Source organism: Rhodobacter capsulatus (assembly GCF_003254295.1).
GTDB classification, from domain to species: Bacteria; Pseudomonadota; Alphaproteobacteria; order Rhodobacterales; family Rhodobacteraceae; genus Rhodobacter; species Rhodobacter capsulatus.
In genome coordinates, this window is the sequence record NZ_QKZO01000006.1 from 56,356 (window position 1) to 77,424 (window position 21,069).

The following is a 21,069-nucleotide window of genomic DNA, read 5'->3' on the forward strand; positions in this document are numbered from 1 at the left end:
AGCCCCCAGATGGCCGAGATCGAACGCGAGTCGATGGAATACGATGTGGTGATCGTGGGGGCCGGTCCTTCGGGGTTGTCTGCGGCGATCCGGCTCAAGCAGATCGATCCGGATCTGAACGTGGTCGTGCTGGAAAAGGGCTCCGAGGTCGGCGCGCATATCCTTTCGGGCGCGGTTCTGGACCCGCGGGGCCTCAACAAGCTCATTCCGGACTGGAAAGACCGGGGCGCACCGATCAGGACGCCGGTCAAGGAAGACAATTTCTTCCTGCTCTCGGCCGCCGGGCAGACCCGCATCCCGAACTGGCCGATGCCGAAGCTGATGTCGAATCACGGCAATTACATCGTCTCGATGGCGAATGTCTGCCGCTGGCTGGCCGAACAGGCCGAGGCGCTGGGGGTCGAGATCTTCCCGGGCATGTCGTGCTCGGAACTGGTCTGGGACAAGGACGCCGAGGGCAAAACCCGCGTTGCCGGGGTCGTCGCGGGGGAAATGGGGCTTTCCGCCGATGGCACGCCCGGCCCGAACTACGAGCCCGGGATGGAACTGCGCGGCAAATATGTCTTCCTCGCCGAAGGGGTGCGCGGGTCGCTCTCCAAACAGCTGATCGAGCGTTACAATCTTTCCGATGGCAAATGCCCGCAGAAATTCGGCATCGGCATGAAGGAAATCTGGGAGATCGACCCGAAAAAGCACCGCGAGGGCACGGTTTCGCACACGATGGGCTGGCCGCTGGATCACAATGCGGGCGGCGGGTCCTTCATCTATCACATTGAAAACAATCAGGTGTATATCGGGCTTGTGGTGCACCTGAACTACCAGAACCCCTATCTCTACCCCTATATGGAATTCCAGCGCTTCAAGCATCACCCGATGGTGGCGCAGCTGCTGGAGGGCGGCAAGCGCGTGGCTTACGGCGCGCGGGCGATTTCCGAGGGCGGCTGGCAGTCGATCCCGAAACTGACCGTGCCGGGGGCGGCGCTTCTGGGCTGCTCGGCAGGCTTCGTGAACGTGCCGCGGATCAAGGGCAACCACAATGCGATGCTCTCGGGCATTGCCGCCGCCGAGGCCGCCGCGAAGGCGATCAAGGCCGGACGCGCAGGCGACGAGCTGGTGGATTACGAGGCCGATGTCCGCTCGGGCGCGATCGCCAAGGATCTGATCCCGGTGCGCAACGTCAAGCCGATGTGGTCCTGGTGGGGGATCTGGGCCTCGATGTTCCTTGGCGGGCTCGACATGTGGACGAATTCACTGCTGGGCTTTTCCTTCTTCGGCACGCTCAAGCACAAGAAGACCGACGCCGCCCATACCGGGCTGGCGAAGGATTTCGCGCCGATTGACTATCCGAAACCCGATGGCAAGATCAGCTTCGACCGGCTGACCAATGTCAGCTTCGCCTTTACCAACCACGAGGAAAGCCAGCCCTGCCACCTGCGGCTGAAGGATGCCTCGATCCCGCTGACGGTGAACCTGCGCGACTATGCGGAACCGGCGCAGCGTTACTGCCCGGCGGGGGTTTACGAGGTGCTGGGCGAGGGCGATCAGGCGAAGTTCCAGATCAACTTCCAGAACTGCGTGCATTGCAAGACCTGCGACATCAAGGATCCGTCGCAGAACATCACCTGGACCACGCCGCAGGGCGGCGACGGGCCGAACTACCCCAATATGTGAGTCTTGCGCGTCACATCGGCGTGTTGCGGGGGGGGCTTTCGCCGCCCCCGATTGCTTTGCACGATGGGCCTCGCTACCTTTTGGGCCAGCCCGATCAAAAGGACCCATCCGTGCCCTTCCTTTCCCGACTTTCGCCTGTTCTCTGCCTTGCCACGGCGCTTGGCCTTGGCCTGGCCCTGCCCGCGACCGCGGTCCGGTCCGAGGATGCGGGCGCCTATCTGGCCGCGCAGGCGGCGGCGACGGACAGCAATTACGCCGCGGCGGCGACCTATTATCAACGCCTTCTGGCCGACGATCCCACCGATGAGCGGGTGCAGGAGGGGCTGCTGGTCAGCCTTCTGTCACTGGGCGACATGGCTGCGGCCCGCGATCTGGCGGCGCAGATGGTCACCGCCAAGCAGCCCTCGCAGGTGGCGGTGCTGGTGATGCTGGCCGAGGCGGCGCATTCGGGCGATTTCGCCGCCGGGGAGGCGCTTTTGGACCGCGGCGGCGATGCCGGTCAGCTGGTGGGCGGGCTTTACAAGGCCTGGGCGCTGGCGGGCGCGGGCAAGATGTCCGAGGCGATGGAGAGCTTTGGCGCGCTGGGCAAGATGGACGGGCTCGAAGGCTTTGCCGCCTATCACCGCGCGCTCGCCGCGGCGCTGGTCGGCGATCACGAGGGCGCCGAGAAGATCTTTTCGGGCAAATATGCCGATTACTTCAACGGCACCCGGCGCGGCATTCTGGCCCATGCGCAGGTGCTCTCGCAGCTGGAACGCGATGGAGATGCGGTGGCGCTGATCGATCAGGCCTATGGCGACACCGCCCCGCCCGAGATCGCCGCGATCCGCAAGCAGCTGGCGGCCGGGGAAACCCTGCCCTTCACCCGGATCGGGTCCGCCCGCGATGGCGTGGCGGAGGTGTTCCAGTCCGTCGCGCTGGCGCTGAGCGCGGATTCACTGCCCGGTTTCGCGCTGATCCATGCCCGGCTGGCGCTGTGGCTGCGCCCCGACGATGTCGATGCCGCGCTGCTGATCGCCGACATCCTGGAATCGCAGGAACAATATGATCTGGCGATCGCCGCCTATGCCGAGATCGGCCCGGACAATCCCGCCTTCTATGCCGCCGAACTGGGCCGGGCGCAGGCGATGGTCTCGGCCGGGCAATCCGATGCGGCGATCGGCGTGCTCGAAGCGCTCTCCCGCAGCCATCCCGCCCTGCCCAATGCCTGGTCCTCGCTTGGCGACACGCTGCGCCGCGAGGAACGCTACGCCGAGGCCGCCACCGCCTATGACAAGGCGATCGCGCTGACCGGCACGCCGCGCCCGGCCGACTGGAGCCTGTGGTATTCGCGCGCCATCGCGCAGGAACGCTCGGGGCAGTGGGACAAGGCCGAAAAGGGCTTCCGCCAGGCGCTGAAACTCTCGCCCGATCAGCCGATAGTGCTGAATTATCTGGGCTATTCCTATGTCGAGAAGCGCCAGAACCTGAAAGAGGCGCTCAAGATGATCGAAAAGGCCGTCGCCGGGCGACCCGATGACGGCTATATCACCGACAGTCTGGGCTGGGCCTATTACCGGCTGGGCCGCTATGACGAGGCGGTGGTGCAGATGGAAAAGGCGGTCGAGCTGACCCCGGCCGATCCGCTGCTGAACGACCATCTGGGCGATGTCTACTGGGCAGTCGGACGCCAGCGCGAGGCGGAATTCCAGTGGCGTCGGGCGCTCAATCTGGGGCCCTCGCCCGATCTTGACCCCAACCGCGTCCGCCGCAAGCTTGAAGTCGGACTGGATGCCGTGCTGAAGGAGGAAGGTGCCGCGCCGCTGCACCCGGACCATGCGCAGAATTGACGTTTTCGCCCCGGCCAAGGTCAATCTGGCCCTGCATGTCACCGGCCAGCGCGCCGATGGCTATCATCTGCTTGACAGTCTGGTCGCCTTTTCGCCGGTGGGCGACGGGCTGACGCTGGCACCGGCCGCAGGGCTGGGGTTGAAGGTCGGCGGCCCCGAAGGCGCGGCCGTGCCCGAGGGACCGGAAAACCTGGTGCTGAAGGCGGCGGCGCTGTTTGGCGTGGGCGCGGCGGTGGGGCTGGAGAAATGCCTGCCCGCAGCTTCGGGGATCGGCGGCGGCTCGTCGGATGCGGCGGCGGCCTTGCGCGGCATGGCGGCACTGACCGGCCAGCCCCTGCCCGATGCGGGCGCGGTGCTGAAGCTTGGCGCCGATGTGCCGATGTGTCTGGACCCGCGCCCGGCCCGCACCCGCGGCATCGGCGAGGATCTGACCCCGGTTGCCCTGCCCGCCCTGCCCGCGGTTCTGGTCAATCCGCGCGTCGAAGTGCCCACGCCCTCGGTCTTCAAGGCGCTGAGCCGCAAGGACAATCCCCCCCTGCCCGAGATCCCGGCCTTTGCGGATGCGGGCGCCTGCATCGCCTGGCTGGCCAGCCAGCGCAACGATCTGCAGGCCCCCGCCGTGGCGCAGGCCCCGGTGATCGCCGAGGTTCTGGCGGTGCTTTCCGCCCTGCCCGGCTGCCAACTGGCGCGGATGTCGGGATCGGGGGCGACCTGCTTTGGCCTGTTCGGCACCGAGGCCGAGGCCGCAGCAGCGCAGGCCGCCCTTGCCGCAAGCCATCCGGGCTGGTGGAGCGCGCATGGCAGCCTTGGCGATCAGGCGCAGAAAGCCGCGCCGCAGCTCAGGTGAGCGCGGCGATCAGCCCGAGATAGCTCAGCAGCGTGCCCACCAGCACCAGGCCGAAGGGGAATTTCCGATGCCCCCAGCTGGCCCAGTCGGGCGTCGCGGCGCGCACCGCCGGAATCGCGCGGGCGAGGCGATGCAGGGCGAAGGCCAGGATCAGACAGGCCTGCAGCAGCAGCACCGCCAGGATCACCCGGCCCGGATCGGCGGAAAAGAACGGCGCGCTGGCGGCGGCGAATTTCACATCGCCCATACCCACGCCCAGCGCGATGTTCAGCACAAGGCCGATGCCCAGAACCACCGGCAGATGCAGCCAGCGCCAGGCCCAGACCTCGAGCGGCAGCACCAGAACGCCGACGACGGCAAAGACCGCGATCAGCGAAAGCACCGCGGCATTGCGGATCTTCATGTATTTCAGATCGGTATAGCTTACCCAGGCGCAGATCGGCAGCACGGCGACGAACAGCGCCAGGGCCGATTGCGACACGCTCAGTCCCAGCATCTCAGCCCCGCCTGCCCCCGGCATCCAGCGCTTCAAGCGCCCGTGCCGCTTCCTCGAAATAGACCGGCGACGTGTCGACCGCGTCCTGCAAAAGCCCCTTGCCGATCGTCACATCGCCCTGCTTGATCGCCGACAGCGCCGCCGTATACAGCAGCTTCGCCCGTTCGGTCTGGGTCATGTCGACCACCGGCAGATCGTATTTGTGCTGCGCCGCCCGCGCCATCACCAGATTGTTCTTGGTGGTGAACGAGGTGGAATCATAGCTCAGCGCCTCGGAGAACAGCGTCTCGGCGCCCTTGGCATCGCCGCGCGTCAGCTTGGAAAAGCCCCAGTTGTTCAACACCCCCGAGGGCCGCGTCGTCAGCCCCGCGGCGGTCTCGTAGAAACTGTCGGCCTTCTTCCAGTTCTTCTCGCTGTCGGCGACCATCGCTTCAAGCTTGTAGCGTTCAAAGGTTTCGTGCGTCGGCGGAATGGTGTTCAGCGTCGCCTTGGCGGCTTCCCACTTGCCCGCCCGGATCTGCGCATCGGCCAGCGCCACCTTGTCGTCATTGCCGCCGCCCGGCATGGCGATGATCCGCGTCCAGACGCCGATCGCGGCTTCGGCCTGACCGGCCCGCACCATCGACTTGCCCAGACCCCTTTGCAGGTCGATCCGCTCGGGGTGTTCGTTCGTCGCGCGGGTGAAATAGGCCACCGCCTCGCGCGGGTCGCCCACCGTCAGCATGATGTCGGACAGGTTCGTCGCATCGACCGCATTGACCGTGTCGAGCGCCTTGTCGACCTCGGCCTTGTCGCGGCCCATGCAGCCGGCAAGCGTGAAGGAACAGCCCGCAAGGAGCACAAGGATGATCGGGTGGCGCATGGTGCTGCGTCCTCTTGCTCGTGCCTCACTGCTCGGTCAGCAGAAGGTATTCTCCAACCCCCCGCCGCACCAGTTTGAACGGTCGGTCCGTCGGCGGATCATAGGCGGGTTTCTGTTTCTTTGCGAGGGCCAGGCGCAGGTTTTGCCGGATCGCGTCGGATTCGCCACTGTCGAGCCCATAGGCGATCTGGAACACCCGCGCGGCCTCGGCGGCCTTGCCCTGTTCCATCAGCACGACGCCCAGATTGTTCCAGGCGGGCACGAAGCGTTCGTCCTTTTCGGTGGCGCGGCGCAGGATCTGTTCGGCCTGCCCCAGACGGCCCAGCTTCAGATCGGCCGAGCCGATCGCGGACAGGACATCGACTGTCGCCCCCTGCTCGCCCGCGGCGCGGTAATAGGCCTTCAGAGCCAGTTCGTATTCGCCCGCCGCCATCAGCCGATGCCCGACGATCAGCCCGTCAACGCCCTCGCCCTCGGCCGCGCCAGGGGCAAAGGGGCTGCCCTTCGACGCGCCAAGGCCGCCCGGCATGCAGGCGGCCAGAAGGCACAGCGACAGCGCGGCAAGCGGCGCGAAACGGGTCGGGCGCATGGATCACATCTTAGGGACTGCCACCGATGGCGGCGAAGTTTTCCATCATATCATGGACCGAGGGGCCGACAAGGATGATGAGCAGCGGCGGCACGGTGAAAAGCATCGTGCCCAGCGTCATCTTGGTCGGGATCTTGTTCGCCGCTTCCTCGGCGCGCATGATCCGCTTGTCGCGCATGTCGGCGGCGTAAAGCCGCAGCGCCTCGGCGATCGAGGTGCCGAATTGCTGGCTCTGGATCATCACGGTGACGAAGGAGGCGACATCGGACACGCCCGAACGCTCGGCAAAGGCGCGCAGCACGGTGGGCTTGTCCAGACCGGCCTTGATCTCGTGGGCGACGGTTTCGAATTCCTCGGCCAGCGCGGGGTAGGAATTGGCGAGTTCCTTCGACACCCGGATGATGCCCTGATCGAGCGATTGCCCCGCCTCGACGCAGACCAGAAGCATGTCGAGCGCATCGGGAAAGCCGTCCTGGATTTCCTGGGTGCGGGCGGCGACGCGCTGGTTCACCCAGCGGCGCGGCGCGTAATAGCCGCCGACCGCCGGGCCAAGGATCGCCGCGATCGCATTGGTCGATTCCAGCGGGATTTCATGTCCGGCATTGTAGGACAGCACATAAAGCACGCCGAGGCCCAGCAACGAGATCGCCAGCGCGAATTGCACGGCGTGGAAATGGCGCACCGCATGCGGGCCGCGATAGCCCGCCTTGTGCAGCCATTTCCGGCTTTCGGACATTTCTTCCTTGCTTTGCGGCTCCAGAAATCCCGCGAATTTCTGCAGCTTGTCGGGGCCACCGCTGTTGCGCAGCTTTTGCGCCTTTTTCGTCGTCGCCTGCGCCGCTCCGGCGGTCCCGTTGCCCGCCGCGATGCTTTTGCGCAGCTTGTCGAGCGGGTCTTCGCGTTTCGACACAAGCGCGGGCAGGGCCGCCAGCACCAGAACGGCGCCCAGGGCCGCAATGGCAATGACCGGGCCCATCGGACCCAGCCAGGCGGTCAGCATCTCGGTGATCGCTTGTGCGGACATCCCTGCCTCCTCAGACCTTGATCGTGGTCATGACCTTCATGAACAGCACATTCGCCGCCAGAAGCGCGAAGACGATCAGCGCGGCCGGAACGAAGGAGGGCGTGTCCTTGACGTTGTCATAGTAATCGGGCGCGACCACCTGGATCACCACCAGCACGGCGACCGGAAAACCCGACAGGAAAATACCCGACCATTTCGGCTCGGCGGTGATGGCGCGGACGCGGCGGAACAGCCGGAACCGCGAGCGGATCACCTTGGCCAGACCTTCCAGCACCTCGGCCAGGTTGCCGCCCGAGGTCTGCTGGATCGACACCGCCACGGCCAGAAAGCGCAGATCCTGCATGTCGAGCCGTTCGGCCAGATCGCGCAGGCAATCCACCACATTGCGGCCATAGGCGGCCTCGTCGGCGATGATGCCGAATTCGGTGCCCAGCGGATCGGGAATTTCCCGCGCCACCGCCTGGATCGCCGAGGCTAGCGGGTGGCCGACACGCAGGCTGCGCACCATCAGCTCGACCGCGTCGGGCAGCTGATCCTCGGCCAGTTTCAGCCGCTTGCCGGCCTTGCCATGGACCCAGAAATAGACCCCGCCGACGCCCATCCCCACCGCCAGAGCCGCCCGCACCGGGGTCGAGGCCTGGGTGCCCAGCGTCAGGCCCAGAAAGGCGACGAAGCTGACCAGCGCCATCACGCCGATCAGCGCCATCGGCGAAAAGGCGATATTGGCCTTTTGCGCCTTGGAGGCGAGCAGGGAATAAAGCGGAATGCCCTGTGCCTTCGAATGCTGCGTCGCCTCCTTGCGGAGCTGTTCCAGCACCTGTTCGCGCCGCTGCCCCTTGTCGAGCATCTCCAGCCGCCGGTTCACCCGGTTGTTGAGCGAGATCGACTTGCCGAAGACCAGCAGATAGATGCCCTCGACGATCAGAAGCACGGCGACGAAGATCAGGCCATAGATGATCGGCGTGGCGGAAATGATCATGGGCTTTGCTCTCCGTCAGTCCTGAACCGGTTCGTAGATCGAGGCGGGCAGGTCGTAGCCCCATTGCCGGAAGCGCTCCGAATAATGGCTGCGCACGCCGGTGGCGGTGAAGCGGCCGATGATCTTGCCATCGGGCGCAAGGCCAAGCCGTTCGTAGCGGAAGATTTCCTGCATCGAGATCACGTCGCCTTCCATCCCGGTGATCTCGGTGATCGAGACCATCCGCCGCGAGCCGTCTTGCAGGCGGCTTGCCTGCACGATCAGGTTGACCGCGCTGGCGATCTGGCTGCGCACGGCTTTCAGCGGCATTTCGATGCCCGCCATCGCGACCATGTTTTCCAGCCGCGAGATGCCGTCACGGGCGTTGTTGGCGTGGATCGTCGTCATCGAACCGTCATGGCCGGTGTTCATCGCCTGCAGCATGTCGATGACTTCCTCGCCGCGGGTTTCGCCGACGATGATCCGGTCGGGCCGCATCCGCAGCGCGTTCCTCAAACAGTCGCGCTGCGTCACCGCGCCCTTGCCCTCGACGTTCGGCGGGCGGCTTTCCATCCGGCCGACATGGGTCTGTTGCAGCTGCAATTCGGCCGTGTCTTCGATCGTCAGGATGCGTTCGGAGTTGTCGATGAAACTCGACAGCGCATTCAGCGTCGTGGTCTTCCCCGACCCCGTGCCCCCCGACACGATCACATTGAGCCGCGTCGCCACGGCGGCCTGCAAGTAGGCCGCCATCTCCTCGGTGAAGGCGCCGAAGCGGACCAGATCATCGATCGCCAGCTTGTCCTTCTTGAATTTCCGGATCGAGACGAGCGAGCCATCGACCGCGACCGGCGGCACCATCGCGTTGAACCGCGAGCCATCGGCCAGACGGGCGTCGACATAGGGGTTTGATTCATCGACGCGACGACCGACCGCCGAGACGATCTTGTCGATGATCCGCAGCAGGTGCTTTTCATCCTTGAAGGTGACATCCGACAGCTGCAGCTTGCCGAAGCGTTCGACAAAGATCTGATTGGGCCCGTTCACCAGGATGTCGGAGACGGTCTCGTCCTTCAAAAGCGGCTCGAGCGGGCCAAGGCCCATCACCTCGTCGTAAAGTTCCTGATGCAGGCTCAGCCGTTCGGCGGCGTTCAGCACCACCGACATCTCGGTCATCGCCTCGCCCGAGATCGCCGCGATCTCGGCTTTCAGCTCCGTTTCCGAGGCATGTTCCAGCGCGGAAAGGTTCAGGTTTTCCAAAAGCCGCTTGTGCAGCTCGACCTTGAGCTCGCCCATGCGCTCCTTGCGCTTGCGGTCCTTGTCGGCGGCCGCCGCCTGCGCCGAGGCCGGCGCCCCGGGCATCATCCGGCGCTGCACCCCGGGCTTCGGCGTCTCGGGCGTGGCGGCGATCGGCAGCTGCGGCACCGGGGCGGCGGCGGCGGGCCGGACGGTCCCGGCGGGCGCGGCAGCGGCGGATTTCTTGTAACGCGAGAACATGACGGTCTCCGGGGTCCGCTCAGGCCGTGGCGGCTTCGGCGGCGCGGTTCAACTCGGCGATGGATTGGGCGAGTTTCTGGATTTCCTTGCGCAGCGGCGCCTTGGCCGCCGACAGCGCCAGCGGCAGGCCGTGGTCATTGGCCTGGGTGACGATCCGGCCGCAATCGGAGAGCAAAAGCTCGATACCGATATCCAGGCTTTCGGCCAGCCGCTTCACCCGCGACTTGCCCGACAGATCGGTGAATTTCGGCGCCCGGTTCAGCACGAAGCGCAGCTTCTCGATCGGCAGGTTTTCCGCCTTCAGCGCCCGGATCATCCGCAGCGTGTTCTGCGCCGAACGCATGTCAAGCTCCATCACCGCGAAGTAAAGATGCGCCTGGCTCAGCACGGTTTCGGTCCAGCTGACGACGGTGGTCGGCATGTCGATCACCACGAAGTCGAAATTCGACCGCGCCATCTCGATGATGCGGGAAATATCCTCGGCGGTGACGATGTCGAGCGGCAGCATTTCCGACGGCGCGGTCAGCACATGCAGCCGGTCGTTGAAGGTCAGAAGCGCCTGATTGAAGCTTTCGGCGTCCATATGCGCGGTGTCCTGCAGCATCTCGAACACCAGATCGCGGCGCGGCAGGTCCAGATAGGTCGAGGCGGAGCCGAATTGCAGGTCGAAATCGAGCAGGCAGACCCGCGGCGCCGGCGCCGGGGATTTCTTCGAGGCCTCGGGCGTGGCCAGTTCCCAGGCCAGGTTCACGGCAAAGGTCGTCGCCCCCACCCCGCCCGACAGGCCATGCACCGGCAACACGACGCCATCGCGCCCGCCCGCGGCCTTGAAGGCGGGCGGGGCCGCGGCGGCGGCGGGCAGCTCGGGCGGCAGATCGGACTGGCCCAGCCGCTCGATCGCCTCGTGCAGGGCGCCTTCGGGCAGCGGATAGGGCACGAAATCATCGGCGCCCAGACGCAAGAGCTGGTGCAGGGCGATCGGGCTGACCTCCTCGGCGATCAGGATGACGCGGATGCCCTTTTCCTTGGCGGTGCCGATGATGCCGGAAATCCGCGCGAGGTTGTTTTCATCTTCGTTGTCGACCGCGATGGCGATGAATTCGAGCAGTTCGGAATCCGGCTGGTTGAGGAAGACCGCCGCATCCTCGAAGGTCAGATCGCCCCAGCTTTCGCCCAGCTCGGCTTCCATGTCCTCGATCAGCAGGTCGAAATTCGAGACGTCCCGCGAGACCGTACAGGCCACGATCGGCGCCGGTTCCGGAGAAAGACTTGCTGCTGCACTCATTGCCTCGGTCCTTTGTTACGCATTTCGCGACCGGGACCGGGCAAGCCTGCGTCCGGCACAGCCGCGAAAGGGGCACGACTCGGGGACGTGCCATTTCCTGCCCGTTAAGGGTCGCGGCCAATCAGGGCAACATTTGGGCCGGATTGTTCCAATTGTGGGGTATTTGGCGACGATCCAAGAAACAGGCGGGCCTTGTTGCCAAAGCCCGCCCGGAACGAAAGATCTGCGCAGCGCTTATTGCGGGGCGCCACCGCCGCCGCCACCGCCGCCGCTGCCGTTGCTCTGGCCGGTCGACAGCGTGACGATGCTGACCGGCATGGCCGAGGCGACATATTGCCGGAACACCAGTTCCGCATATTGGCCATCCAGATATTGCGGTGTGCGCTTGACCAACCCCGAAACCTCGGTGACGGTGCGGCGGTTCTGCACATTCGGACCCGGGTCATAGACCAGCGGCTGCGTCTTGCCATAGGATACGACCGCTTCCAGCCGGGACCGGGAAATCCCCTGCCCGGTCAGGAAGGCGACGACGGCGCGGGCGCGGCGCAGGCCCAGCGCCTTGTTGTAGGCATCCGAGCCGACAAGATCGGTATGGCCATAGACGCGGAATTTCACCTCGGGGAATTGCCGGATCCAGTTCGCCTGCTGCACGAGCGCCGCCTGCGCCGTGCCGTCGAGCCGATCCGAGTTGAAGGCGAAATTGACGGTATTGGGCACGTCCTGGGCGAATTTGCGCGTCAGGCTGACGGCGAAATCGCGTTGCCCGGTCATCATCAGGGTGTTGTTCATCGTGGCATTGCCGAAGCCGCCGGTTTCATACTGGCTGCCCAGTTCGGCACCGCTGCACCCGGCCAGCGCCAGCGCGCCCGCGACGATCACCCCATAGCGCATCCTCTGGACCCCCAGCTGCATCCCGTCACTCCATCACATAGCCGTAGGAGCCGGAAAAATCCTGCCGCGCCACTTCGCCCGCGGCGCCGCCCTCGGTCTTGCCGCGCAGGAACAGCTCGGATTCGCTGGGCAGCCGGATCCGGTCGGTCGGCAGCGCCAGCGCCTCGCCATGCGTCGGCGTGACCAGATGCGGCGTGATGATGATGACAAGTTCGGATTGCTTGCGTTCGAACGCGGTCGAGCGGAACAGCGCGCCCAGCACCGGCACATCGCCCAGCCACGGGATCTGCGTGTTCAGATCGTTGAAATCGTCCTGCAGCAGCCCGGCGATGGCAAAGCTTTCGCCGTCGCGCATCTCGACCGTGGTCGAGGTCTCGCGGCGCTTGAAGGCGTTCACCGTGGTGCCGTTGTTCGACATCGTCACCGAGGTGTCGATGGCGGAAACGGCGGCGGCGATTTCGAGGTTGATCAGATCGCCGTCGACGACGCGCGGGATGAACGACATCTCGACGCCGAACGGCTTGTATTCGATCGACACGCCATCGTCGTCCACCACCGGGATCGGATATTCGCCGCCCGCCAGGAACTTGGCCTGCTGCCCCGACAGCGCGGTCAGGTTCGGTTCGGCGAGGGTGCGCACCATCCCCTTGCTTTCCAGCGCTTCCAGCAGGACGCCGAATTCCATGTTGCCGACGGTGAAGCCAAGGCCCAGCGCGCCCTGGGTGTTGGGGGAAATCGGCATCGTGCCCTTGTCGAAGGCATTGCCCACCGCATCGGTCGCGGTGAAATTGCCGGTGCCGGTGACGACGCCGGTCTGGGCGCTGCCGCCGCCCACCGTGCCGCGCATCGCCAGCGACGAGGCGAGATTCTTCGACACCGAGCGCTGCATCTCGGCGAAGCGGACTTTCAGCATCACCTGCTGCGTGCCGCCGACATTCATCAGGTTCGACACCCGGTCGCCTGCGTAGCGGCGCGCCAGATCCAGCGCGCGATCCAGTTTCGCCGCCGACGACACGGTGCCCGACAGCACGATGCCGTCATTGGCGGTGCGAACCTCGATAGTCTCGCCGGGCAGGATCTGTTTCAGCCGTTCCTTGAATTCCGCGATGTCGGGGGTGACCTGCACTTCGACATTCGACAAAAGCGTGCCGTCGGCGCCCAGAATCGTCATCGTCGTGCGGCCGGGCACCTTGCCCAGAACATAGATCGTCTTGTCGGACAGCGTGGTGACATCGGCGATGCCTGGATTGGCGATCGACAGTTCCGAGAACGGCTGATCGCTTTCCACCACCACGGCGCGGTTCATCGGCACCGCCAGCGGCGTGCTGCCCGTGCCCGAGACGATGCGCAGCGTCTCGGCGGCAACCGGCAGGGACACGGCCGTCGCCAGCGCGGCACCCAGCGCGCAAGCCCCGAGGAAACTCTTCATTTTCATGGTGACCCTGCCTCTCCGATCACGCTGCTGCCGCCGGATCTGCGCCCGGTATGCGGTGATTTTCACCCGTCTGGCGCAGACAATGCCCGAGTGTTGATTTTTTTGCAAGAATCAACCGGTTTGGCGGCCCATTTCCTGCCGCGCCAGCCCCCGGCCGTGGCCGCAGCGGCGAGGCTCACTCCTTGCAGGGGATCGGCATCTCGACCACGTCGGTGCCCTTGCGCATCTTGATGGTGCAGACCCGCTCGGCCTCGACCTTGACCGCCTCCTGCGCCTGAATGCCCAGAAGCTTGTTGCGGTCGATCTCGATCGCGCCCAGATCGGCGGTGTTCTGCATCCCCACAAGCGACAGCGTCAGCTCTCCGGTGCCCTGCGCCAGGGTCAGCGAGGCGACCTGTTCGGGCGTCACCTCGGCGGTGACCGTGGTGGCCAGCTGGGTTTCCTCGGCGCGATCGGCATCGGCGCTCTGGTCGATGGCGATCAGCCGCAGGTTGGTGTCGATCAGCTTCGTCACCCGCTCGCCGTTCACCTCGCCCGACCAATAGACATCGACCCGGTCGCCCGGCCGCAGAAAGCCCGAAACCCCGGTGGTGGCATTGACCGAAATGGTGAAGGCGCGCATGTTCGGCGACAGGCTGGCGGTGATCCCGGCATCGACACCGGGGGCGGTGATCTTGTTGCCCAGGATCGCCTCATAGGCGTCATAGGCCCGCAAGGCCGCGCGCGGACGGGTCTCGCCGCCGGGGAAGACCGAGGCGGCCCGCGCCTCTTCGGGGGCATCCTGGGGCGTCGCGACGCTGTGGAAGATGCCCGCGGGCAGATGGCCCACCTGCATCTTGATCACGCCCAGATCGGCGGCGGTGAAGCGTTCGCCATAGGCCAGCGGGCGGCGCAGCACCACCACGTCGACCAGCTGCGGCGCATTGCGCCGTTCGGCCACCAGCATGTCCCGTTCGGCCTGGAACTGCGAGATCTGCTGCTGCGCCATGTAGACCGCAAGACCGGCAAGGGCGACACCCAGCACCAGCACCAAAGCGACAATCATACGCATCCGCGCCCCCTTTTCCTTTTCGGACCGAACCCTCGGTCACTGCCCAGACACCATCCGACCCGGCAACGCGCAGGCGCCGCCCTCCGCGGATCAGAAGGCGACCTTCACCGACTGCGTGTCCAGAAAATCTCCGACATTGCGGGCGACACTGCCGGAATTGCTCCAGATCAGCGCGCCCGCAACCATGCCCAGCGACACCACGGCCGCGGTCAGCACCACCCAGTCGACGGTGATCGCCCCCTCTTCGTCACGGCAGACCCCGGACCAGACGGCCGACAAAAGTCCTTCTCGCATTTCGGTGTTCCCTTCTGCACTGGGCAATTCTGCGCCATTCTGGCGCCGCAAGGCGGCACAATTGGGGCGGATCGGCGCATTTTTTTCGACGAATCCGCCGCCCAATGCGCAAGATCAGCCCGAAACAGGCGAAGGGCCGCCCGAAGGCGGCCCTTGCGATCGATCCCGAGGGGAGATCAGAACGTGCTCTTGACTTCGGCTGTGTCGAGGTAGGTGCCGACTTTTTCGGTCAGAACTTGGGTCTTGCCGCGCACCAGCGTCAGGGCGGCAGCGCCCAGGCCGACGACGGCGGCGGTCAGCACGACCCAGTCAACGGTCACGGCGCCATCTTCTTCGGTGCGGATCTTGCGGGCGAGTTTGAAGAATTTCATCGGGTCTCTCCTTCGGTTCGGGTTGCTCCGCGCTGCTGCCGGGCTTCGTTGCATCCAGCCTCGCGGTATGGGCTCTTTCTGGCGGTGAATCGTGACCTGATTGGGGCGGAAGCGGTATATCTTCGCGGCAAGGCCGAAACCCCACCGAAGTTAATGCAATCTTAACCATTTTCGCGGCATCGACACGGGTTTGTCCCGCGGCGAAAGAATCGGATCGACGCCCGGCGGCTGGCCCTTTCGCGGCCGCGGCGCCCGCCGCGCAAGCCTTCGTGCAACAGGTCGGGGGGAATCTTGCCCCGGTCAGGCACGGATATCGCGTTTTTCTTGGTTTTCCGCCCGGTTTCGGGAATAGTGACCGCAACCGGCCCCGCCGGACAAAAGGTCCAAAACCGGATCACCAGAGCAGGATTGCGCACATGCGCCGGATAATCGTCGTCAGTCTCGCCCTGAGCGCGACCGTTGCGGTCGTGCCCGCCCTTGCCGAAATCGGCCCGAAATCGCCGACCGTGCATCATTTCGAGCCCCGCCGCGTGCTGCCGCCGAAAGCCGGGCAGACGCGGTTCCTGACGATCCAGATCAACCCCGAGGAACAGGCGGCCGCCCTGGCCGCCCAGGCGGCCAAACCCTTCGCGCCGCTGACCGCGACCCCGCCCCCCGCCTCCGGAACGGGGGCGGGAACGGGCCGGACGGCGGATGGCGGCGCGGCCTCCTATGCCTGGTTCTGGAAGGCGGTCTCGCCGACGCTTTCGGATCGGGCGGGGCGGTTCCAGCAGGCGATCGACGCGCTGAGCATGGGCCCGGGCGGGCAGGCGGTGCGGGCGCCGCGTCTGGCCAGCCTGCAGGCGATCGCGCAGACGCATGGCCGCGACATCCTTGCCGCGACGATCGGCACCGAGGTTTCACCGGCGCTGGTGCTGGCGGTGATCTCGACGGAATCGGGCGGGCAGGCCGATGCCGTCTCGCGCTCGGGGGCGGTCGGGCTGATGCAGCTCATTCCGGCGACGGCCACCCGCTTTGCCGTCTCCGACAGCCGCGACCCGAGCCAGAACATCAAGGGCGGCGTCGCCTATCTGAACTGGCTGATGAAGGAATTCGACCGCGATCCGCTGATGGTGATCGCCGCCTACAATGCCGGGGAAAACGCGGTGAAAGGCAATGGCGGCGTGCCGCCCTATGCCGAAACGCGCGATTATGTGCCCAAGGTGCTGGCGGCCTGGCAGGTGGCGCGGGGGCTGTGCCTCAGCCCGCCCGAACTGGTCACCGACGGCTGCGTCTTCGCCTCGAAGGGATGACGATGAGCAATGACAAACCGCTGGTGCTGGATGTCGACGGCACCTTTCTGAGCACCGATCTGCTTCATGAAAGCTTCTGGGCCGGTCTTGGCCGCGCGCCGCTGCGCACGTTGCGGATCACGGCGACGCGGTTTCGCGACCGCGCCCGGATGAAGGCCGAGCTGGCCGCGCTGGGGCCTTTGCGCACCGATCTGATGCCGGTCGCCCCCGCCGTGGCCGAGGTGGTGATCGGCGCGCTGAACGAGGGCCGCGAGGTCTGTCTGGCCTCGGCCTCGGATCAGCGGCTGGTGGCGCAGCTGGCGGCCGATCACGGGCTCTCCGAGCGGATCTTCGCCTCGGACGGGCGGCGGAACCTGAAGGGCGCCGCCAAGGCCGGGGCGCTGGTGCGGACCTTCGGGCCGCGCGGCTTCGTCTATGCGGGCAACGAGGCCTGCGACATGGCGGTCTGGGAACAGGCGGAAACCGCGGTGGTGGTGGGCCGGCTGCCCGAGGCCGCCGCCCTGCCCGCGCGCGGCATCGGCGTGGTGACCCTGCCCGGCGGCTGGAGCGCGGCGGCGCTGTTCAAGGCGCTGCGGCCGCATCAATGGGTGAAGAACCTGCTGCTGCTGTTGCCGATGATCGCGGCGCATCGTTTCGACGCCGCCACGCTGCTGCCGATCCTGCTCGGGATGGTGGCGTTTTCGCTGGCCGCCTCGGCGATCTACATCGTCAATGACCTGCTCGATCTCGAGGCCGACCGGCTGCATCCGTCGAAATGCCGCCGCCCCTTCGCCTGCGGCGCGGTGCCGATCAAGGTGGGGATGATCGCCTGCGCCGGGCTGGCGCTGACGGCGCTGGGCCTTGCGGCGGCGCTGAACGCGGGGTTCCTCGGCATCCTTGTGCTTTATATCGCGATGTCGCTTACCTATTCGCTGAAGCTCAAACGGATGCGCTGGATCGACATCACCACGCTGGCGGCGCTTTACACGCTGCGCGTGATCGCCGGAGCCGCGGCGGGGGCGGTCGATGTCTCGATCTACATGCTGATCTTCCTCTTCCCGATCTTCCTCAGCCTCGGCTGCGTGAAGCGGCTGACGGAACTGACCCTTGCCACGGAAAACGAGCCCCTGCCCGGCCGCGGCTATGGCCGCCCGGACCGCGGCGATCTGCTCAATGTCGCGGCGATCGGCGTCGTGGGAGCGCTGGTGGTCTTCTTTCTCTATTCGATCTCGGATCAGGCGCGGCGGCTTTACCCCGACACCTGGCTTTTGTGGCTGGCGATGCTGCCGATGGGGGGGTGGCTGGTGCGCATGGTGGCGCTCGGCTGGTTCGGCAAGCAGGATCACGACCCGATCGTCTTCGCGCTGCGCGACAAGTTCGGACTCGGCATCCTGATGATGACGCTGAGCCTGATGTTCTGGGCGGCGGGCCTTTGGGCGCAATGGTTCGGGATGGGCGGCTGATCCGGCTGCAGCGGCGGGGGTTTCACACCCCCGCACCCCCGTGGGATATTTGGGCCAAGGTGAAAACAGAGCCTTCAGCCCTTTCACCTTGGTGAAAATATCCCGGGGGGTGAATTGCCGAAGGCAAGAGGGGGGCAGAGCCCCCCTTCTTCTTATCCGATTATCCGAGTTCGGCCAGACGCTTCAGCGCCGCGCCGATCTTCGCCGCCTCTTCCGCGCGCGCGGCGAGGTTTTCGCGGGCTTCCTCGATCACCTCTTCGGCGGCATTCGCCACGAATTTCGGGTTGGCAAACCGCGCCTTCAGCCCGGCCGCTTCCTTCTCGACCTTGGCGAGCGCCTTTTCCAGCCGGGCCTTTTCGGTGCCTACATCGATCACGCCTTCGAGCGGCAGGCCAAAGAGCGCCCCCGCCGCCGGGATCGAGATCGAGCCCTTGGCGACCGTGCCTTCGGTGATCGCTTCAAGCCGCGCCATGCGCAGGATCAGCGCCTCGTTGCGCGCCAGCGCCGCGCGGGCCTGGGGCTCGGCCTCGGCCAGCACCATCGGCAGCTTCAGCGCCACGGGCACGCCCATCTGCGCGCGCGATGACCGGATTTCCTCGATCAGCGCGATCACCCAGTTCATTTCCCGATCCGCCTCGGTGTCGATCAGCTCGGCGCCATAACTCGGCCAGTCGCCATGCACGAGCATCTTCGCGCGGGTGCCGGTCAGGCCCCAAAGCTCCTCGGTGATGAAGGGCATGATCGGATGCAGCAGGATGTAGCACTGATCGAGCACCCAGCGCATCGTTTCCCGGGTTTCCGCCGCGTGTTCGCCATCGAAAAGCGGTTTCGAGAATTCCACATACCAGTCGCAGACCTTGCCCCAGACGAAGGCATAAAGCGCATTCGCGGCATCGTTGAAGCGGTAGCTTGCGAAGGCCGCATCGACCTCGGCCCGGACCTTGGCGGTTTCGCCGATGATCCAGCGGTTCACCGTTTGCGTGGGCGCAGGAATGCCCGCGACTTCGGCCTCGAACACCCCGTTCATTTCCGCGAACCGGGTGGCGTTCCACAGTTTCGTGCCAAAATTGCGATAGCCCGCGATGCGGTCTTTCGACAGTTTCAGCACCCCGCCGATAGCGGCCATCGCGGCATTGGTGAAGCGCAGCGCATCGGCGCCGTATTCGTCGATGATTTCCAGCGGGTCGATCACGTTGCCCGCGGTCTTCGACATCTTCTTGCCCTTCTCGTCGCGGACAAGCTGGTGCAGGTAGACGGTGTGGAAGGGGATTTCCCCGGTCACGGCCAGCTGCATCATCATCATCCGGGCGACCCAGAAGAACAGGATGTCAAAGCCCGTCACCAGAACATCGGTGGGGAAATACTTGCGCATTTCCTCGGTGTCTTCGGGCCAGCCAAGGGTGCCGATCGGCCAGAGCCCCGAGGAGAACCAGGTGTCGAGCACGTCGGGGTCACGGCGAAGGCCGACTTGCACGCTATTGAGATAGCCACCGCCGGAGCATTTGTTTGGACCGTAGAAACGCTGGCCTTTCCCATCGCCGAAGAAGATTGAGTTGCTTTCCAACACTTCATCAGCATCGCGATAGTAGGATTTCGCTTTGCGGACGACATCAGCGAAAGAGGCGGCGCAGAACGGATGAAGTTCGTCAAAATCGAGGGCGTCTGGCCCATCGAATTTGACCGACTTGCCTTCCTTAAGTTTCGGCCCATACCACACCGGGATCTGGTGCCCCCACCAGAGCTGGCGCGAGATGCACCAGGGCTCGATATTTTCCAGCCAGTGGTAATAGGTCTTCTCGCCCGCCTCGGGCATGATCTTGGTCTTGCCGCTCCGCACGGCGTCGAGCGCCGGGCCGACGACCTTTTCTGCGTCCACATACCATTGATCGGTCAGCATCGGCTCGATCACGACTTTCGACCGGTCGCCAAAGGGCTGCATGATCGGCTTCGATTCCACATAGGGGATCAGGTCGGGCTCGCCTTCCTCGCCCGCCTTCGGATTGGCGATCATCACCGCCAGACCCTCGGCGTTGATCTCCTCGACCACGATCTTGCGGGCCTCCATCCGGTCAAGGCCGCGCAGGTTCTCGGGGATCAGGTTCAGCGTGTCGACCTCGGCCTCGGTGAAGGGGGCGCCCTTGGAAATCTCCATCGCCCGGCGGGCGCAGGTTTCGTAATCCGCCCCGTCGGCGCGCATCTTCGCGCGGGTGTCCATCAGCCGATACATCGGCAGGCCCGCGCGCTTGGCCACCTGATAGTCGTTGAAATCATGCGCGCCGGTGATCTTCACCGCGCCGGAGCCGAAGGTCGGATCGGGATATTCGTCGGTGATGATCGGGATCAGACGCCGGTGTTCCTTCGGCCCCACCGGAATTTCGCACAGCTTGCCGACGATGGCCGCATAGCGTTCGTCACTGGGATGCACCGCCACCGCACCATCGCCCAGCATGGTTTCCGGCCGCGTCGTGGCGATGGAAATGTAATCGCGCGTCTCGCGCAGGGTCACATTCCCCTCGGCGTCCTTTTCCACATATTCATAGGTTTCCCCACCGGCCAGCGGATATTTGAAGTGCCACATGTGACCGGCCACTTCGATATTCTCGACCTCCAGATCGGAAATCGCGGTCTCGAAATGGGGGTCCCAGTTCACCAGCCGCTTGCCGCGATAGATCAGCCCCTTGTTGTACAGATCGACAAAGACCTTGATCACCGCGTCATGGAAATTGCCCTCCTCGCCCGCGGGGGCATTGGGCGCCCCCGACATGGTGAAGGCGTTGCGCGACCAGTCACAGGAGGAGCCCAGCCGTTTCAGCTGGTTGATGATGGTCGAGCCGTATTTGCCCTTCCATTCCCAGACCTTTTTCAGGAATTCGTCGCGCCCCAGTTCCGCGCGCGAGGGTTGCTGGGTCTTGGCCAGTTCCTTTTCCACCATCAGCTGGGTGGCGATGCCCGCATGGTCCTGCCCCGGCTGCCAGAGCGTGTCGAAGCCGCGCATCCGGTGCCAGCGGATCAGGATATCCTGCACCGTGTTGTTGAAGGCATGGCCGACGTGCAGCGCGCCGGTGACGTTCGGCGGCGGGATCATGATGCAGAAGGTCTCCGGGCGCGAGGCATTCGCCCCGGCCTTGAAGGCGCCCGCCTGTTCCCATTTCGCATAAAGCCGCGGCTCGGCTTCGCGCGCGTCGAAGGTCTTTTCCATGCTCATCGGTTCTGTCCTTTCAGGGCTTGAGGCTGT

18 protein-coding genes are annotated in these 21,069 nt (G+C 65.3%); 5 read left to right on the forward strand and 13 right to left on the reverse strand.

The features are described from left to right. Positions 1–9 precede the first annotated feature (9 nt). From LY44_RS09970 to LY44_RS09980, 3 genes are all read left to right on the forward strand, one after another. A complete protein-coding gene (locus tag LY44_RS09970; RefSeq protein WP_055211629.1) occupies positions 10–1,671 on the forward strand; it encodes an electron transfer flavoprotein-ubiquinone oxidoreductase in 1,662 nt (553 codons plus the stop codon). Between the two features lie 110 nt (positions 1,672–1,781). Then, positions 1,782–3,500 (forward strand): tetratricopeptide repeat protein, encoded by a 1,719-nt coding sequence (locus LY44_RS09975; RefSeq protein WP_055211631.1) that lies wholly within the window; start codon positions 1,782–1,784, stop codon positions 3,498–3,500. After that, positions 3,487–4,347, forward strand: a complete 861-nt coding sequence (locus LY44_RS09980) for a 4-(cytidine 5'-diphospho)-2-C-methyl-D-erythritol kinase (protein WP_055211991.1) — start codon at positions 3,487–3,489, stop codon at positions 4,345–4,347. The genes LY44_RS09975 and LY44_RS09980 overlap by 14 nt, the downstream gene beginning before the upstream one ends. On the opposite strand, the gene LY44_RS09985 is transcribed toward LY44_RS09980, so the two are convergent. From LY44_RS09985 to LY44_RS10040, 12 genes are all read right to left on the reverse strand, one after another. Beyond that, positions 4,340–4,843, reverse strand: a complete 504-nt coding sequence (locus tag LY44_RS09985; protein ID WP_055211992.1) for a prepilin peptidase — start codon at positions 4,841–4,843, stop codon at positions 4,340–4,342. The two genes, LY44_RS09980 and LY44_RS09985, sit on opposite strands and share 8 nt — an antisense overlap. Before the next feature lies 1 nt (position 4,844). Next, positions 4,845–5,705, reverse strand: coding sequence for a tetratricopeptide repeat protein (locus LY44_RS09990; RefSeq protein WP_055211634.1), 861 nt, complete (start codon positions 5,703–5,705; stop codon positions 4,845–4,847). 25 nt (positions 5,706–5,730) lie between these two features. Next, complete coding sequence (locus LY44_RS09995) at positions 5,731–6,294, reverse strand: tetratricopeptide repeat protein (protein WP_055211636.1); 564 nt, start codon at positions 6,292–6,294, stop codon at positions 5,731–5,733. Between the two features lie 10 nt (positions 6,295–6,304). Then, entirely contained in the window at positions 6,305–7,318 is a 1,014-nt protein-coding gene (locus LY44_RS10000) for a type II secretion system F family protein (RefSeq protein ID WP_055211638.1), read from the reverse strand. 10 nt (positions 7,319–7,328) lie between these two features. Further along, positions 7,329–8,297, reverse strand: coding sequence for a type II secretion system F family protein (locus LY44_RS10005; protein WP_055211640.1), 969 nt, complete (start codon positions 8,295–8,297; stop codon positions 7,329–7,331). A gap of 15 nt (positions 8,298–8,312) precedes the next feature. Further along, positions 8,313–9,773 (reverse strand): CpaF family protein, encoded by a 1,461-nt coding sequence (locus LY44_RS10010; protein ID WP_055256449.1) that lies wholly within the window; start codon positions 9,771–9,773, stop codon positions 8,313–8,315. Between the two features lie 19 nt (positions 9,774–9,792). Continuing rightward, positions 9,793–11,058, reverse strand: coding sequence for an AAA family ATPase (locus LY44_RS10015; protein ID WP_055256451.1), 1,266 nt, complete (start codon positions 11,056–11,058; stop codon positions 9,793–9,795). Between the two features lie 234 nt (positions 11,059–11,292). Next, positions 11,293–11,970: an OmpA family protein gene (locus LY44_RS10020; protein ID WP_055211642.1), complete on the reverse strand. Its 678-nt coding sequence runs from the start codon at positions 11,968–11,970 to the stop codon at positions 11,293–11,295. A 4-nt stretch (positions 11,971–11,974) separates the two neighbouring features. Continuing rightward, the gene (locus LY44_RS10025) at positions 11,975–13,384 is read right to left on the reverse strand and encodes a type II and III secretion system protein family protein (protein WP_055211644.1); all 1,410 of its coding nucleotides are present in this window, start codon (positions 13,382–13,384) and stop codon (positions 11,975–11,977) included. A 175-nt stretch (positions 13,385–13,559) separates the two neighbouring features. Then, positions 13,560–14,435, reverse strand: coding sequence for a Flp pilus assembly protein CpaB (cpaB, locus tag LY44_RS10030; RefSeq protein ID WP_065118410.1), 876 nt, complete (start codon positions 14,433–14,435; stop codon positions 13,560–13,562). Between the two features lie 90 nt (positions 14,436–14,525). Then, positions 14,526–14,729, reverse strand: coding sequence for a hypothetical protein (locus LY44_RS10035; RefSeq protein ID WP_065118414.1), 204 nt, complete (start codon positions 14,727–14,729; stop codon positions 14,526–14,528). A gap of 176 nt (positions 14,730–14,905) precedes the next feature. Continuing rightward, positions 14,906–15,100, reverse strand: a complete 195-nt coding sequence (locus LY44_RS10040; RefSeq protein WP_055211650.1) for a hypothetical protein — start codon at positions 15,098–15,100, stop codon at positions 14,906–14,908. A 416-nt stretch (positions 15,101–15,516) separates the two neighbouring features. Here LY44_RS10040 and LY44_RS10045 point away from each other — a divergent pair, with 416 nt between their 5' ends. Next, the gene (locus LY44_RS10045) at positions 15,517–16,392 is read left to right on the forward strand and encodes a lytic transglycosylase domain-containing protein (protein ID WP_055211652.1); all 876 of its coding nucleotides are present in this window, start codon (positions 15,517–15,519) and stop codon (positions 16,390–16,392) included. Positions 16,393–16,394: 2 nt separating this feature from the next. Continuing rightward, on the forward strand, positions 16,395–17,834 hold the full coding sequence (locus tag LY44_RS10050; RefSeq protein ID WP_055211654.1) for a UbiA family prenyltransferase: 1,440 nt from the start codon (positions 16,395–16,397) through the stop codon (positions 17,832–17,834). A gap of 160 nt (positions 17,835–17,994) precedes the next feature. Here the strand turns inward: LY44_RS10050 and LY44_RS10055 are convergent, their stop codons facing one another. Next, a complete protein-coding gene (locus LY44_RS10055) occupies positions 17,995–21,039 on the reverse strand; it encodes a valine--tRNA ligase (RefSeq protein WP_055211656.1) in 3,045 nt (1,014 codons plus the stop codon). Between the last annotated feature and the right edge of the window lie 30 nt (positions 21,040–21,069).

Excerpts from the sequence above, each read along its gene's own strand:
- LY44_RS09970 (WP_055211629.1), top strand. The coding sequence starts at position 10 with ATGGCCGAGATCGAACGCGAGTCGATGGAATACGATGTGGTGATCGTG.
- LY44_RS09980 (WP_055211991.1), top strand. The coding sequence starts at position 3,487 with ATGCGCAGAATTGACGTTTTCGCCCCGGCCAAGGTCAATCTGGCCCTG.
- LY44_RS09985 (WP_055211992.1), bottom strand. The coding sequence starts at position 4,843 with ATGCTGGGACTGAGCGTGTCGCAATCGGCCCTGGCGCTGTTCGTCGCC.
- LY44_RS09990 (WP_055211634.1), bottom strand. The coding sequence starts at position 5,705 with ATGCGCCACCCGATCATCCTTGTGCTCCTTGCGGGCTGTTCCTTCACG.
- LY44_RS09995 (WP_055211636.1), bottom strand. The coding sequence starts at position 6,294 with ATGCGCCCGACCCGTTTCGCGCCGCTTGCCGCGCTGTCGCTGTGCCTT.
- LY44_RS10000 (WP_055211638.1), bottom strand. The coding sequence starts at position 7,318 with ATGTCCGCACAAGCGATCACCGAGATGCTGACCGCCTGGCTGGGTCCG.
- LY44_RS10005 (WP_055211640.1), bottom strand. The coding sequence starts at position 8,297 with ATGATCATTTCCGCCACGCCGATCATCTATGGCCTGATCTTCGTCGCC.
- LY44_RS10010 (WP_055256449.1), bottom strand. The coding sequence starts at position 9,773 with ATGTTCTCGCGTTACAAGAAATCCGCCGCTGCCGCGCCCGCCGGGACC.
- LY44_RS10015 (WP_055256451.1), bottom strand. The coding sequence starts at position 11,058 with ATGAGTGCAGCAGCAAGTCTTTCTCCGGAACCGGCGCCGATCGTGGCC.
- LY44_RS10020 (WP_055211642.1), bottom strand. The coding sequence starts at position 11,970 with ATGCAGCTGGGGGTCCAGAGGATGCGCTATGGGGTGATCGTCGCGGGC.
- LY44_RS10025 (WP_055211644.1), bottom strand. The coding sequence starts at position 13,384 with ATGAAAATGAAGAGTTTCCTCGGGGCTTGCGCGCTGGGTGCCGCGCTG.
- cpaB (WP_065118410.1), bottom strand. The coding sequence starts at position 14,435 with ATGCGTATGATTGTCGCTTTGGTGCTGGTGCTGGGTGTCGCCCTTGCC.
- LY44_RS10035 (WP_065118414.1), bottom strand. The coding sequence starts at position 14,729 with ATGCGAGAAGGACTTTTGTCGGCCGTCTGGTCCGGGGTCTGCCGTGAC.
- LY44_RS10040 (WP_055211650.1), bottom strand. The coding sequence starts at position 15,100 with ATGAAATTCTTCAAACTCGCCCGCAAGATCCGCACCGAAGAAGATGGC.
- LY44_RS10045 (WP_055211652.1), top strand. The coding sequence starts at position 15,517 with ATGCGCCGGATAATCGTCGTCAGTCTCGCCCTGAGCGCGACCGTTGCG.
- LY44_RS10050 (WP_055211654.1), top strand. The coding sequence starts at position 16,395 with ATGAGCAATGACAAACCGCTGGTGCTGGATGTCGACGGCACCTTTCTG.
- LY44_RS10055 (WP_055211656.1), bottom strand. The coding sequence starts at position 21,039 with ATGAGCATGGAAAAGACCTTCGACGCGCGCGAAGCCGAGCCGCGGCTT.